At 67.5% G+C, this 13,260-nt stretch carries 12 protein-coding genes; 4 read left to right on the forward strand and 8 right to left on the reverse strand.

The features are described from left to right. Positions 1-91 precede the first annotated feature (91 nt). The gene (locus ACW173_RS16905; protein WP_492081194.1) at positions 92-1,771 is read right to left on the reverse strand and encodes a methyl-accepting chemotaxis protein; all 1,680 of its coding nucleotides are present in this window, start codon (positions 1,769-1,771) and stop codon (positions 92-94) included. A gap of 387 nt (positions 1,772-2,158) precedes the next feature. Further along, positions 2,159-2,371 (reverse strand): hypothetical protein, encoded by a 213-nt coding sequence (locus ACW173_RS16910; RefSeq protein ID WP_492081196.1) that lies wholly within the window; start codon positions 2,369-2,371, stop codon positions 2,159-2,161. Between the two features lie 146 nt (positions 2,372-2,517). Here ACW173_RS16910 and ACW173_RS16915 point away from each other — a divergent pair, with 146 nt between their 5' ends. Continuing rightward, a complete protein-coding gene (locus ACW173_RS16915) occupies positions 2,518-3,879 on the forward strand; it encodes a sensor histidine kinase (protein ID WP_492081197.1) in 1,362 nt (453 codons plus the stop codon). 103 nt (positions 3,880-3,982) lie between these two features. Continuing rightward, positions 3,983-5,755 carry a PHA/PHB synthase family protein gene (locus tag ACW173_RS16920; RefSeq protein ID WP_492081199.1) on the forward strand — a complete coding sequence of 591 codons (1,773 nt, stop codon included), beginning with the start codon at positions 3,983-3,985 and terminating at the stop codon, positions 5,753-5,755. Positions 5,756-5,787: 32 nt separating this feature from the next. Here ACW173_RS16920 and ACW173_RS16925 read toward each other — a convergent pair whose 3' ends face one another. Then, entirely contained in the window at positions 5,788-6,276 is a 489-nt protein-coding gene (locus ACW173_RS16925; protein ID WP_492081201.1) for a pyridoxamine 5'-phosphate oxidase family protein, read from the reverse strand. Positions 6,277-6,535: 259 nt separating this feature from the next. On the opposite strand from ACW173_RS16925, the gene ACW173_RS16930 reads away from it, so the two are divergent. Further along, positions 6,536-7,801 (forward strand): MgtC/SapB family protein, encoded by a 1,266-nt coding sequence (locus ACW173_RS16930; protein WP_492081203.1) that lies wholly within the window; start codon positions 6,536-6,538, stop codon positions 7,799-7,801. Here the strand turns inward: ACW173_RS16930 and ACW173_RS16935 are convergent. From ACW173_RS16935 to ACW173_RS16955, 5 genes are all read right to left on the reverse strand, one after another. Further along, positions 7,798-9,297: a hypothetical protein gene (locus ACW173_RS16935; protein WP_492081205.1), complete on the reverse strand. Its 1,500-nt coding sequence runs from the start codon at positions 9,295-9,297 to the stop codon at positions 7,798-7,800. The two genes, ACW173_RS16930 and ACW173_RS16935, sit on opposite strands and share 4 nt — an antisense overlap. Before the next feature lie 5 nt (positions 9,298-9,302). Next, complete coding sequence (locus ACW173_RS16940; RefSeq protein WP_492081207.1) at positions 9,303-9,575, reverse strand: hypothetical protein; 273 nt, start codon at positions 9,573-9,575, stop codon at positions 9,303-9,305. Between the two features lie 100 nt (positions 9,576-9,675). Further along, positions 9,676-10,326 (reverse strand): ABC transporter ATP-binding protein, encoded by a 651-nt coding sequence (locus tag ACW173_RS16945; protein ID WP_492081208.1) that lies wholly within the window; start codon positions 10,324-10,326, stop codon positions 9,676-9,678. A gap of 23 nt (positions 10,327-10,349) precedes the next feature. After that, complete coding sequence (locus tag ACW173_RS16950; RefSeq protein WP_492081209.1) at positions 10,350-11,609, reverse strand: ABC transporter permease; 1,260 nt, start codon at positions 11,607-11,609, stop codon at positions 10,350-10,352. After that, positions 11,606-12,667 (reverse strand): efflux RND transporter periplasmic adaptor subunit, encoded by a 1,062-nt coding sequence (locus ACW173_RS16955; RefSeq protein WP_492081211.1) that lies wholly within the window; start codon positions 12,665-12,667, stop codon positions 11,606-11,608. Before ACW173_RS16955 ends, ACW173_RS16950 begins: the two co-directional genes overlap by 4 nt. Positions 12,668-12,698: 31 nt before the next feature. Here ACW173_RS16955 and ACW173_RS16960 point away from each other — a divergent pair, with 31 nt between their 5' ends. After that, positions 12,699-13,235, forward strand: coding sequence for a hypothetical protein (locus ACW173_RS16960; RefSeq protein WP_492081212.1), 537 nt, complete (start codon positions 12,699-12,701; stop codon positions 13,233-13,235). The last annotated feature ends 25 nt before the right edge of the window (positions 13,236-13,260 follow it).

Here is a 13,260-nt window from a genome sequence, read left to right on the forward strand (position 1 = left end):
TTCGGCCGTTCCCGGCCAAGGGTCCGTGGGGGACGGCGGCGCTCTCCAAGGTCGACGTCCAAAAAGGGGCGCCGGCTTCAGGGCGCGCGTCTTAGGCCGCGCGCTGGGCGGCCGAGATCGCGAGGTCGGGCAGTTGGAATTGATCTATGAGCCGCCCCAGAACATTGGCCTGCTCCTTGAGCAGATGCGACGCGGCATGGGCTTCCTCGACCAGTCCCGCATTGGACTGCAACATGCGATCCATCTCGCCGACGGCGACGGCGACCTGGCCAAGACCGGTCGCCTGCTCCTGGGCCGAGAGGGCGATATCGCCGACCAGGCCTTTGATCTCGCTGACCTGCGCGAGAATTTCCTCGAGGGCCACACCCGCGTCGTCGACCATGGCCGCGCCGCGCCCAACGTGCTGGGCCGACGTCACGATCAGTCCCTTGATCTGCTTGGCGGCATCGGCGGTGCGTTGGGCCAGGGCGCGCACTTCCTGCGCCACGACCGCGAAGCCGCGACCCGCGTCGCCGGCCCGAGCAGCCTCGACGCCGGCGTTCAGGGCCAGAAGATTGGTCTGGAACGCGATCTCGTCGATGACGCCGATGATCTGGCCGATCTGGGTCGAGGACTGCTCGATGCTGGACATCGCCGCGACGGCGTCCTTCATCACCGCGCCGGAGCGCTCGGCTTGCTGGCTGGCGCGCCGGACGACCGCGTCGGCGTGTTTGGCGCCCGATGCGGTGCGCGCCACGGTGGCGTTGATCTCCTCCACGGCCGCGGCGGTCTGCTCCAGGCTGGCGGCCTGCTGTTCGCTGCGACGCGCCAGGCCGTCGGCGCTGCTGGCGATCTCGTCCGAGCCCCCGCTCACCGCGGCGCTCGATTCGGCGACCCGCGCGAGAGCGCCGGCGAGGCCATCGGCGGAGCTGTTGAACGAGGCGCGCAGGCTATCAAGCGACGGCATGAGGCTCTCTGAAATCCTGGCCGTCAGGTCGCCTTGTGAAAGTCGCCGCAAGGCTTGGCCGACCAGATGAACCTGGCGCATGCGCTCGGTGAGGTCCGAGGCGATCTTGACGACTTCGACGACTTGGCCATCGATGTCGAAGATCGGATTGTACTGGGCCTGCATCCAGACTTCTCGTCCGCCCTTGCCCAGGCGCCGAAACTCGTCCGAAAAGAAATCGCCCGCGCGCAGTCGACGCCAAAATCCTTCGTATTCGGAACTGGCCGCGTAGGCGGGTTCGGCGAAAAGGCTGTGGTGGCGTCCGATCACCTCCGCGCGCGTGTAGCCGATCGTGGCCAGGAAGTTGTCGTTGACCTCCAGGATCACCCCGTCCAGCGAGAAACGGATGATCGCCTGCGAGCGATCGATCGCGCGGAGCAGGCTTTCGTTCTTGGCCGAAGTCAGTTTCTCGCGCGTGATGTCCAAGGCCAGCTTGACCACCTTGACCAGCTTGCCCGAGGCATCGATTACCGGCGCATAGGATGCGCGGATCCACAGCGGCGAGCCGTCCTTGCGAAGCCGCTTATATTCGCCGGACTTGAACTGGCCGTCGCGAAGATCCGACCAAAACCGGTCGTAGTCGCCCGTCGCCGCATGGGCGGTTTCGACGAACAGGCGATGCTGTCGTCCGACGATCTCCGGCCGCGCGTAGCCGATCGCCTCGCAGAAGAGGTCGTTGGCGTCCAGCACTTCGCCGTCCGGCTTGAATTCGATGACCGCGAAAGACTTGCCCAGCGCCGCGAGCGTGGCGCTGGCCATCGATCCCGGCCAGAGGTTGATGGCCATGTTTGCTCCCTCAAGATTGGGTGAGGGAATTTTGGTCAGATTTGGTTTCTATATTATGTATAATTGAATGAAGTCTTGTATTTTGAAGTCAATATTGAATGTGGCAAATTGTCACCAAGCGGAATTATAGGTATTTCTGCGTATTTACTTGGGTTGCTTGTCCCTGGAATTCCCAGGGCCTTCAACTCCGCGCGAGACAAATTTTCGGGGGCGTCCAGCGCGGCGAGCCTGCGGTCGCTAAAAGCTAGGTTGACGGAGGCGCTAGCGATTTCGATTCCGTGCTGTTCCGAGGACGGATTGCGTTGGAGAATTCTGCATGGTTTTCTCTATATTCCAATGGCGATACTTCTCAATTTGAGTGCGACAATCTGTGCCTATTTGAGTTGATTATCTACACAGTTCAGTAATCAACGGTCTCGCCGGGGCGGCGACGTGATCGTCATCTTCGATCTCCCCTGTCTGTCGACCCGCCAGGATGTCGCTACGCTCGGCGAGGCGGCCTAGGCGCTCGTCAAAACGCGCGCGGCGCGACATCGAACCGCTCAGCGCCGGGAAGCCGTCGATCGCCGGGGTCGACCTGCCGTTCGCGCGGATCGCCAAGACCGTCTTCCAGAAGCGGTAGGGATCGCCATGACAGGGTTTGCTGAAGGCCCGACAAGCCGGGTGAGTGATGGAGATTGATCTCCGTCAAACCGCTGCGTGGAGCTTGAGCGCTGGATAGGGAGGGCGCGAGCAGGAGGTTCGCCATGAAGCTCTTGCGGCTCCCGAAATACGCCGAGGCCTCCCAGGTCGCGCCAACCTCGCCGTGGGTCTATCTGGTCGCCGCCGCCTTCGTCGGGGCGGCGACGGGCATTCGCGTGCTCATCGCCCCCTGGCTGACGGGCGCCCAATTCATCACCCTATTTCCGGCGGTGATGCTGACCACCTATGTCTGCGGCTTTCGCGCTGGCCTGGCCGCCACGGGGCTCGCCGCGCTCGCCGCCTGGATGCTTTTGAGCGGCGGCCATGCTGTTCACGATCTTAACGCCCTGGCGATGTTCATCGCCGTGGCGCTGCTGGAGGTGATGATCATCTCGGCGCTGCTGCGCGCCAACCTCCGCTTGGGACGCGCGCTGACGCGCATGCGCGGGCTCTACGAAAGACCGCGGACAAGCCCCGCCGGGTTCCGAGATCTTCTGGAGTCGACGCCAGACGCCATGGTCATCGTCAATCGCGACGGCCGCATCGTTCAGGTTAACACGCAAACCGAGCGGCTGTTTGGCCATGATCGCCAGGAACTGATCGGCCAGCCCGTCGAGCGTCTGCTTCCAGCCGCCCTGCAAGGCCCTCACGCGCGTCTGGTCGCGGGCTTCATGGCAGCGCCCAGCGGTCGCGAGATGGGGCAAGGGGGCGATCTGGAAGCCCAGGCCAAGGATGGAACCTGTTTTCCCGTCGAGGTCAGTCTCAGCCCTTTGAGCGACAGCGAGGCTGGGCTGGTTTGCGCCGTCGTGCGTGATGTGACCGCGCGGCGCGCGGCGGAGACCCATCAGATTCTGTTGATCCATGAGCTCAATCATCGGGTCAAGAACACTTTGGCGACCGTCCAGTCGATCGCGCGCCAGACCCTCAAATCGACCAGCGAGCCGGCGGCCTTCCGCGAGGCGTTCAACGCGCGGCTGGTGGCCCTGTCCCAGGCCCATGATGTTCTGACTCGCAACGACTGGACCGGCGCGAGCCTCGCCGAGGTCGTGGCCGAGCAGTTGCTCCCCTATCAGGCCAGTGATGGCGCGAGGCTCGAGTTGACCGGACCCGAAGTGATCCTCAAGCCAAGGTTCGCGGTGGCGTTGGGCATGGTGTTCGGAGAACTGAGCACCAACGCGGCCAAGTACGGCGCGCTCTCGCGGGAGGGCGGCCACGTCGAGGTTGACTGGACCTGGTCGCCGGACCCGGATGGGCAAAGCCTAGTGATCACCTGGCGGGAAGTCGGCGGCCCCCTGGTGACGGCGCCCGCTCGGCGCGGCTTTGGCAGTCGGTTGATCGAGCGTAGCCTCGCCCACGAGCTTAGCGGCTCGGCGATCCTGACCTATCCGTCAACCGGACTGGTCTGCACATTGCGATTTCGCCCCTGATCGACAGCGTGGCGCGCCCGGGAAGAGGCCACGCGGGCTATTTGACCGGCGTCAAGCCGCGATGATGTGATCGGTTCAGGGTGAGCGCGAACGGAGCATCGCCATGGCCTTTGATCGGCACGCCGCACCCGCCAGCGCCGAGGCGTTGGATATCGAACGGTCTGGCCCCGTCTTCGACATAGACCGGCGGCTGCGCGGCCGATTCGCGGCGCTCACGGGCGGACAGTCGCCTTGGGCCGCGCTCCAGGCTTGGGAAGACTGGGCCTATCACCTAGCGGTGTCTCCGGGCCGGCAGGCGGCGCTGTGCCAACGGGCTCTTGCCGCGAGCTTGGCGCTGGCTGGTCAGGCGCTGGCCGCGAGCGAGCCCAACGATTGGGCGTTCAAGCCCGAGCCCGCCGACCGCCGCTTTCGCCATCCGGCGTGGGCGCGGTGGCCCTTCAACCTCATGGCCCAGGGACATTTGGCGCTTGAGGCTCAGTGGCGCGCGGCGAGCGATCACGTCCACGGCGTGGGTGAGCACCACGCGCGCCGGGTCGAATTCCTCGGACGTCTGGCCCTCAACGCGCTGGCGCCGGTCAATTTCGCCTGGAGCAATCCACAAGTGGTCGAGGCCGCCCAACGTACTGGCGGGACTAATTTCCTGGCCGGCGCCGCGCTTCTGGCGGAGGATCTCGGCCGCTTGGCGCGCGGCGAGCGGCTGAAGGGTCTGGACGCTTTCAAGGTCGGGGACACGCTGGCCCTGACGCCCGGAACCGTCGTCTACCGCAATGAGCTGATGGAGCTGATCCAGTACGCGCCGACCACGCCGCGGGTTTGGCGCGAACCGGTGCTGATCGTCCCGGCCTGGATCATGAAATACTACATCCTCGACCTGACGCCGCAGGATTCACTGGTGCGCTATCTCGTCGAGCAAGGCTTCACCGTCTTCATCCTGTCGTGGAAGAACCCAGGCGCGGCGTTGCGTGACACCAGCTTTGACGACTACCGCCGGCTGGGCGTGATGACCGCGCTCGACGTCGTCGGCCAGATCGTCCCCGGCGAACAGGTCCATGCCGTCGGCTATTGCCTGGGCGGAACGGTGCTGGCCATCGCGACCGCGGCGATGGACCGCGACGGCGACAAGCGCCTGGCTTCGTTGAGTCTTCTGGCCGCCCAGACCGATTTCGAGGAGGCCGGCGAACTGATGCTGTTCATCGACGAGAGCCAGCTGGCTCTCCTCGAGGACATGATGTCGGTTCAGGGCTACCTGGACGCGCGTCAGATGGCCGGCGCCTTCTACGCCCTGCGCGCCAATGAAATGATCTACGCCAAGCTGGTCGAGCGTTACCTGCTGGGTGAGCCCGTGCCGCCCGGCGACATCGACGCCTGGTTGACAGACGCCACGCGGATGCCCGCGCGGATGCACGGGGAATATCTACGCGAGCTCTTCCTGCAAAATCGCTTCGTGCGCGGCGGTTATCCCGTCGACGACCGCGCGGTTGCGTTGAGCGATATCCGTACGCCGATCTTCGCGCTCGGCGCGGAGCGCGACCACATCGCGCCTTGGCGATCGGTTCACAAGATCGAGCTCTACGGCTCGGCCGAAACGACGTTCATCCTGACCGGTGGCGGTCACAACACCAGCGTGGTCAGCCCTCCAGGCAAGCCCGGCGCCTACTACTGGGTCAGTCGCAGCCCCGCATGTGGCTCCTACGTCGATCCGGACGCCTGGCTGGCCTCCACGCCCAGACAGGCCGGCTCGTGGTGGCCCGAATGGAAGGGCTGGCTGAAAGAGCGCGCCTCGCCAGACGCCGTCGCGCCCCCGCCCATTGGGCGGGCGGAGGCCGGACTGCCACCGCTGGGACCGGCGCCAGGCGGCTACGTGCTCGAACCGTGAAGAGCCCGCCAAGTCCCAGATGCGGCCGGCCGCTAGCCATCCGCCGACGGCGTGGCGGCGACCAAGATCAGGTCACCGGCCTCGACAAGGTCGCTATGGCCAAAGCCCTTGCGGTAGTCGAGTAGCGAGATGACCAGCGGCGTGATGCAAAACAGCGCCATGGGAACCTCGCCCAGCGCGAAGGTTTCGTCCAGTTCGGGGAACTTCTTGAGGAACAGCCGGCCGATCGCCAGGCTATCTTCGGGATCGACCAGTCGCTCGGCTTCGCCAAACATCGACACCCCCCGGATCTCGTCCCAACGCTCATAGGGCAGGGTGATGGTCAGGGACACGCGGGGATCGCGGGTCAGGTTGGCGGCCTTCTGGGATAAGGCCGCGCAGCCGACATAAAGCGACAGGCCGTCGCTGACATAGGACACGACAGTCGCCTGAGGGGCGCCATCCGCCCGCAGCGTCGCCAGGCTGAGATCCTTGCCGGCCTGCAGCACCGCGAGGATTTCATGTCTCAAGGTCTGGTCCACGGTGGGCTCCTTTTCACGTGGCTCCGGCGGGGAGTGATGGATCGCCGCGCGAGCCTCGCACGCCTCGCCTCGGCGAACTTGACGCGCGTCAACCCGTCGCCGCGTCTGCCGTGGCTTCTTTGGGGACGCTCAGGCCTGGAGACCTCATGGACGACTGGATCTCGATCCAACCAAACCGTCGCGGCGGGCGCGTCACTGGCCCGGCACGGTGGCGCGCCTCAGGCCATCCGACCGTCGACCAGGTTCGGGGCGACTAGCCATGATCGAGGCGTCGGCGACCATCCTGCGGTTAGGCCTGGCGCTGGCCATCGGCTTCCTGGTCGGTGTCGAGCGAGGCTGGCGTGATCGTGACGTCGCCGAGGGCGGTCGGGCCGCGGGGCTGAGAACCTATGCTCTGACCGGTCTGCTTGGCGGCGTCGCCGCGTTGCTGGGGCAGACCTTCGGCGGATGGGCGCTCGCCGTGCTCGGCGCGCCGCTGGCATTGACGCTTATTGTCTTCAAGGCGCGCGAGCAGAGTGGTGAGCCCGACGTCTCGGCGACCTCGGTGGTGGCCGGCCTGACCGTGTTCGGCTTGGGCGCCCTGGCGCTGGCGGGCGATCCGCGTGTGGCCGCGGCGAGCGCGGTCGCGGTCGCGGCGCTCCTGGCCAGCAAGGCCACGCTCCACGCTTGGTTGCGGCGGCTGACTTGGCCCGAGCTTCGTAGCGCCCTGGTGTTGCTGGCCATGACGTGCGTGGTTCTGCCGATCACCCCGTCGCGAGGCTTTGGACCCTTCGGGGCGATCAACCCCGCCGAGCTTTGGCTCATGACCATCGCCATGGCGGCCATCTCGTTCATCGCCTATGCGGCGATCCGAATTCTGGGGCCGGCGCGCGGCGCCCTGACCGCTAGCGCGCTGGGCGCGCTCGTCTCCTCGACCGCGGTGACCTACGCCTTGGCGCGTTTGGAGCGTCGCTCTTCCAACCCCGCCGTGAACGCCGCGGGTATGCTCGTGGCCGGCGGGGTCATGGCGTTGCGCCTCGGCGCGATCGTGCTGGCGACGGCGCCAGCGCTTCTGGCGCTGCTGGTCGTGCCGCTGGGGGCGTTCGCGGCGGCGTCGATACTGCTGGGCCTGTTGTTCGTTTGGCGGAGCGGTCGCGATGCGCCGCCGGACGAAGCCGCGACGCTCAAAAGCCCATTCGACCTGGGCGTGGTCCTCAAGTTTAGCCTGGTGCTCGGGATCATCATGGCGCTCTCGCGCGTGGGAGCTGGGCTCTATGGCGCGCGCGCCTTGCTGCCGGTCGCCGCGATCGGCGGGCTCGTGGACGCCGACGCGGTGACCCTGGCTTCGGCGCGGATGACCCGATCGGGTCTTTCGCTGGAAACGGCGGCCCAGGCGATCCTCGTCGCGGCGGGTGTCGATAGCCTCTGCAAGGTCCTGCTGGCGGTTTTTATCGGTCGGGGCCGCTTTGGCGTCCTGGCGGCGGTCGGGACGGCGTCCGCGGCGGCCGCGGCGGTGATCACCTGGGTGATCATCCGTTTGGCCTAGGCCAAGGCCGTCGAGCGTATCTCGGCGGTGAGCGTTTCGAGCGGCAGGCTGGCGTCCAGCCGGCGCCATTCCGGGCCCAGGTTCGCCGGTTCGCGGACCGCCAACGCGGTGCGCGAGCTCGATCGATCGCCGGCGCCCTGGCTGGTGGCGGTCGCTCGCGCCGAGAGCGGCGTGTCGAGCCAAAGTCCCAGAAATCGCGACGGCGCCACCGCCTCGACGCAGGCGCGCGCCGGCGCCTCGACAAATAGCGCGGTCACCACTACCGAGACGCCGGCCTGGACCGAGGCCCGGGTCGCCCGGCCAAGGCTCATGTAGCGTTCGGCGCGATCGGCCTCGTCGAGCGGTTCGGGACCACGGGAGGCCGCCGGCAACCGGCGGGCGCCGCAGGGACCTGGCAGGCTCGACGCCACGATCGCGGCCAAGGCCTGTTTGCCGCCGCCCGCCGGGCCGCCGATCGCCACCACCCGGGCCGCATCGCTCTGGAGCAGCTCCTGCCCCACACGTCGATAGTGATCGGCCTGGGTGACGTCGCCCGCCTCCATCGCCACGGCCATGCGCACGGCCGCACGCATCGCCATGAACAGCGGCAGCACGGCCAGGGACGCTTCGTCCTGGCCGCTCGCGTCCCAGTAGGTGTTCATCGCCTCGTTGGCGAAGGCGTGGAGGCCGCGCGCCTTGAGGTCCATGAAAAGAAAGCCGACGTCGTAGAGCACGTCGCCGATCGCCAGGCCCGGGTCGAACTCCAGCGCATCGAAGGCGGTGACCTCACCCTCGAACAGGCAAAGGTTGCGCAGATGCAGGTCGCCATGGCCATGACGCACCCAGCCTTCGGTTCGCCGGGCTTCGATCAACGGCGTCTGGGCTCGCAGGGCCGAGTCGAGGTGCGCGAAGAAGGTGTCGGAGGCGATGGACTGTCCGCAACGCTCGGAGCCTTGGGCCTGGGTGCGGCGCAGGCCCGCCAGGATCGCGGCGTAGTCATCCGCGCGACCATGATCACGCAAAGGCGCGCGCGCCTGATGCGTCCTGGCCACGCGGGTCACGGCCTCTCGGACCTGGTCGACGGTCAGCCTGCCGTCGCGGGCCAGTTCGTCCAGCAGGGCCCCGTCAGCGAAACGACGCATCTTGACGACCCAGTCGAGGATCTCCCCGAGGGGCTGGTCGCCGGGAGACAGGGGTTCGCCAAGTTTGATCTCGCCATCGGGCGCGCGAACCACAGGCAACACCGCCTCATACAGGTTCGGCGCGAAGGGGCGATTGACCTCGAGCTCGGCCTCGCAGGCGGCGCGGCGCAGGGCCAGGGTCGAGAAATCGACGAACGGATAGCGCACGTCGCGCTTGAGCTTGTAGGCGTGGTCGTTGTCCAGGAAGACATGCGACATGTGAGTGTCGATCCGCGCCAGGACGCGGGTCGCGCCGATCGCCGCGCCCGATTGTAGGGCGCGCACGACCAGGGCCTGGGCGCTGGCCGGGTCGTGCGCGAGAGCGGGCGCGTTCATCCCCATCAGGCCTGGGCTTGGGTCGATCCGTTGAAGCCCGGCAGGCTCGCTGTTCGCCGGGCCAGCGCGTCCATGCCGCCCAGCATCAGCTGGGCGTTGGCCGCCAGCACGTCTTCGGGGCCGCGGGCCTTGGACAGGGCCGAAAAGTAGTGGGCATAAAGATCGCAGTTCTGCTTCCAGCTTCGCGCGGCTTGAGCCTGGCCGGCGCTGGTGGCGGTGAGCATCGAGCCGAACAGGGTGTCGATCCCGTTGACGGCGACTTCGGCGGGCTTGGGCATGGGAGGTCTCCGGTCCTTGGAAAGGCCAGAATGCGCGCCCTCCGCGCGCATGAGTTGACAGGGATCAACCGGGGCCGGTTCGCGATGCTCGGCTGATAGGCTAGGGCGCGACGATCCGCCCGTCGAGCATATGGATGCGACGGTCGGCGGCCTGGGCGAAGTCGCCGTCATGGGTCACGCAGATCACCGAGCGTCCCTCGTCGTGGGCCAGGCGCGTGAACTCCTCGATCACCCGGCGCGTGTTGGCGCTGTCGAGATTGCCGGTTGGTTCGTCGCAGAGCAGGATCTCGGGATCGTTGGCCAAGGCGCGCGCGATGGCCACCCTCTGGCGCTGGCCGCCGGATAGCCGATCGGGTCGCCGTTCATTCAGGGCCGGCAGATCGAGCTTGGCGCAAAGCGCCTCGACACGCGTCTCGATCGCCACGGGCGAGAGCCGGCCCAGACGTCGCATGGGCAGGGCGATATTGGCCTTTGCCGACAATTCCGGCAGCAGGAAGTGAAACTGGAACACAAAGCCGATGCGCTCCAGACGCAGGCGCGTGCGGGCGGCGTCGTCCAGGGCCTGGGTAGGCGCGCCGTCGATCATGACCTCGCCCCGGTCGGGGCGATCCAGCAGGCCTAGTAGATAGAGCAACGAAGACTTGCCGCATCCCGAGGGGCCGACAATGGCCACCAGTTCTCCGGCCTGCACGGTCAATGAAGCCTCGTCGACCAGGTTGAACGGCAAAGGATCGCCTATCCTTCGCGTCAAGCCGCGCCCCTCCAGGCGCGGGCTCACGCCGCACCGCGCAGAATCTCGACAGGATCGACGCGGGCGGCCCGGCGCGCCGGCAGCCAGGCGGCCAGCAGGGCGGCGGCCATCGAAGCGCCGCCGGCGATCAGATATTGGCCCGGGCCGCGATCGAGCGGCAGCACGAGCGGCTTTCCGCCCATTGACAACGGCAGGCGCGCGAGGATTTCCAAAAGCCCGGTGCCGATCGCGAAGCCGAGTGCGGCGCCGGCCATCGCCACCGCCACGCCCTCAAGCAGGAAGATCGCCTGGACGTCGCGGGCGCTGAAACCCATGGCGCGCAGGATGGCGATATCGCGACGCTTGTCGGCCACGCTGGTCGAGACCGCCGTGTAGATTCCGAAACTGGCCACGGCGAGAATGGCCAGGATCACCGCGTACATGATGATGTTGCGGACCACGAGAAGGTTGAGAATCTCCGCCGAACGCTCCTGCCACGACTCCCAGGTGTAGCCCCACCGTCGTTCCAGGATCTTGGCGCGGTCCTTGGCTGCATTCGGGTCACCAAGCCGAACGTGCAACTGATTGACGACATTGGGGCGCTGGAACAGCACCTGGGCCGTGCGCAGCAGGCCATAGGCGGCCGTATCGCCGGCGTAGAAGCCCGCTCCGGTGTCCGGTTCGATCAAGGCCAGGATCCGCATGCGCTGCGAAACGCCGCCCGACGCGGTCACCACCAGCGTGTCGCCAAGCTTGGCGCCCAGCCGCTCCGCCAGGGGGCGGCTGACGATCAGGCCATCGGGGCGCGCCTCCAGATCCGCTAGGCGCGCGCCGATCAGGGTTTCATCGATCCGCGCCAGGCGCCCCTCTAGTCTCGGATCGACCCCGCTCAGCGCCACCGCCGCCGTACGGCCCGCATAGCCGATCGTGGCCGCGCCGGTGATCGAAGGGGCGGCCAGCGCGCCGGGTATGGCGCGCGCGTCGCTCAACATCGCGGGCCAATCCTTCAGGCCACGCACCTCCTCCTGGGGGCGAAGACCCGCGATCGCGACCGCCGCCCCGGGATAAAGCCGCTGAGCCGGCTGCTCGGCGGAGGCGCGACGTTCGTCCCGGACGATGATGTGGGGCGCGGAGTCGATCAGTGTTCGGATGAAATCTTTCTGCGATCCGACCATCATCCCCGACACCGCCAGGAAGAATCCGACCCCAATGGCCACGCCGAGGACGGCGACGAACGTCTGCCGGGCGCGGACTCGCAAATGGGCCATGGCGATGTCGGCCAGGACGGGCGCGCCCCGGCTCATCGGCTTGAACCCCGCACCCGGCGGCCTTCGCGCAGGGCCCGGGCTGGAGAGACCGCCACCCACGATCCCGCTGGCAAGCCGGAGACGATCTCGGTCCGCTCGCCGCCGCTGGCGCCGATGCGGACCGAGGCGCGATGAGCGCGCCCGTCGTCGATCCTCCAGACCGAGCCGTCCTGGACCGCCGAAGAGGGAACCAGGACGGCGGCGTCGCGGCGCCCGGTGACGAGGTTGGCTTCTATGGTCATCCCGGGCCGCAGCGGCGTGGTCGAGGGCAGGGCGACGCGAATACGAAAGACCCTGCCGGTGGCGTCGCCGGCCGGGGTGATCTGGGCGATTGTCCCTTGAAAGGTCTGGCCGGCGAAGCCGTCGGCTCGGATCAGGGCCGGTTGACCGACGGCCAGGCGGGCGACGTCGCGCTCGTCGACATCCACCGTGACACGCAGGCGGGCGGGATCGGCGATGATGAACAAGACCGAGCCGGCGCTGGCCAGGTCGCCCGGTTCGGCGTCGCGGCGCAGGATCCTGCCGGCGAACGGAGCCTTGAGCACATAGTCGTTCAGGCGTGCGCGGGCCGATGCCGCCGCGGCTTCGGCCGCCCGCCGCTGGGCCTGGGCGTCATCGTGGGCGGCTGGGGCCCCAAATCCGGCGTCCAGCAGGCGCTTGGCCCGAGCGGCCACCGCCCGGGTGAGCGCCGCCTGGGCTTCCAACTGATCGGCCGTGGCCTTTTGCGGACCATCCTCAAGCTGAACCAGCGCGGCGCCGCGAGCGACCATGGCGCCCTCGTCGGCCGTCACCGCCACGATCGGGGCGGTGACGACCGGGGCGATACGGGCCTGCCGGGTGAACTCCACCACGCCGGATGCGTAGACGACGTCGACCGCGAGGCCTGTTCGCGCTTGGGCCAGGATGACCGGAACGGGTCTGAAGCACCAGAAGATCGCGCCCATGGCGACCGCCGCGACGCCGACGAGCGCCGCCCCCAGAGTCCAGGGCTTAAGTCCCAGGAGGCGGCGAGGGGGCTTGGCGACAGATGACGTGGAAGCGAGAGCGGCGTTCAAGGTTTGGTCTCCATCGCCTCGGGCGAAGACCATGACCTTGGCGGCCGCCGACTGGCCTTCCCTTGTCGAGGATCAATTCGCGAGCGCGGCGCGCCGTCATGATGGCCATCAAACGGAGACGGTCATGCCGCGCATCCTGCCCATCCTTCTGCTCGCTCTGTCGCTTGTCGCTTCCACCGGTGTCCCTGTCGCGAGGGCCGACCCCGATCGCTCAGGCCCGCAGATCACCTTTACCGGCGATACGATCGCCTTGGTCGTGGGTTATGGCTGGGGCGACGGAACCCTATGGTTCGAGGGGCGGCCTTTTTCCTTCACCGCCACGGGGGTCACGCTCGTCGGCGCCGGCGCCGACCGGATCAAGGGTGTCGCGCAAGTGCGAAACCTGCGGCGCGTGGAGGACTTCGAGGGGCTTTATGCGCTGGTCGGGGCCAGCGGAACCTTCATCACCCTGGGCGGCGGACGGGCCGTACTGCGCAACGCCAAAGGCGTGGAGATCCATCTGCGCGCCCAGAGCCAGGGGCTGCGCCTGGGACTGGGCGGCGGCGGCGTGAACATCAAGCTGGGGTGATCCGCGCGTGCCGCGGGTGTCGCAT

Source organism: Caulobacter sp. ALps2 (assembly GCF_058681635.1).

What these genes read in the sequence shown, in the direction of transcription:
- ACW173_RS16905 (WP_492081194.1), bottom strand. Translation starts at nt 1,771, where the DNA reads ATGGCCATCAACCTCTGGCCGGGATCGATGGCCAGCGCCACGCTCGCG.
- ACW173_RS16915 (WP_492081197.1), top strand. Translation starts at nt 2,518, where the DNA reads ATGAAGCTCTTGCGGCTCCCGAAATACGCCGAGGCCTCCCAGGTCGCG.
- ACW173_RS16920 (WP_492081199.1), top strand. Translation starts at nt 3,983, where the DNA reads ATGGCCTTTGATCGGCACGCCGCACCCGCCAGCGCCGAGGCGTTGGAT.
- ACW173_RS16930 (WP_492081203.1), top strand. Translation starts at nt 6,536, where the DNA reads ATGATCGAGGCGTCGGCGACCATCCTGCGGTTAGGCCTGGCGCTGGCC.
- ACW173_RS16935 (WP_492081205.1), bottom strand. Translation starts at nt 9,297, where the DNA reads ATGAACGCGCCCGCTCTCGCGCACGACCCGGCCAGCGCCCAGGCCCTG.
- ACW173_RS16940 (WP_492081207.1), bottom strand. Translation starts at nt 9,575, where the DNA reads ATGCCCAAGCCCGCCGAAGTCGCCGTCAACGGGATCGACACCCTGTTC.
- ACW173_RS16950 (WP_492081209.1), bottom strand. Translation starts at nt 11,609, where the DNA reads ATGAGCCGGGGCGCGCCCGTCCTGGCCGACATCGCCATGGCCCATTTG.
- ACW173_RS16960 (WP_492081212.1), top strand. Translation starts at nt 12,699, where the DNA reads ATGACCTTGGCGGCCGCCGACTGGCCTTCCCTTGTCGAGGATCAATTC.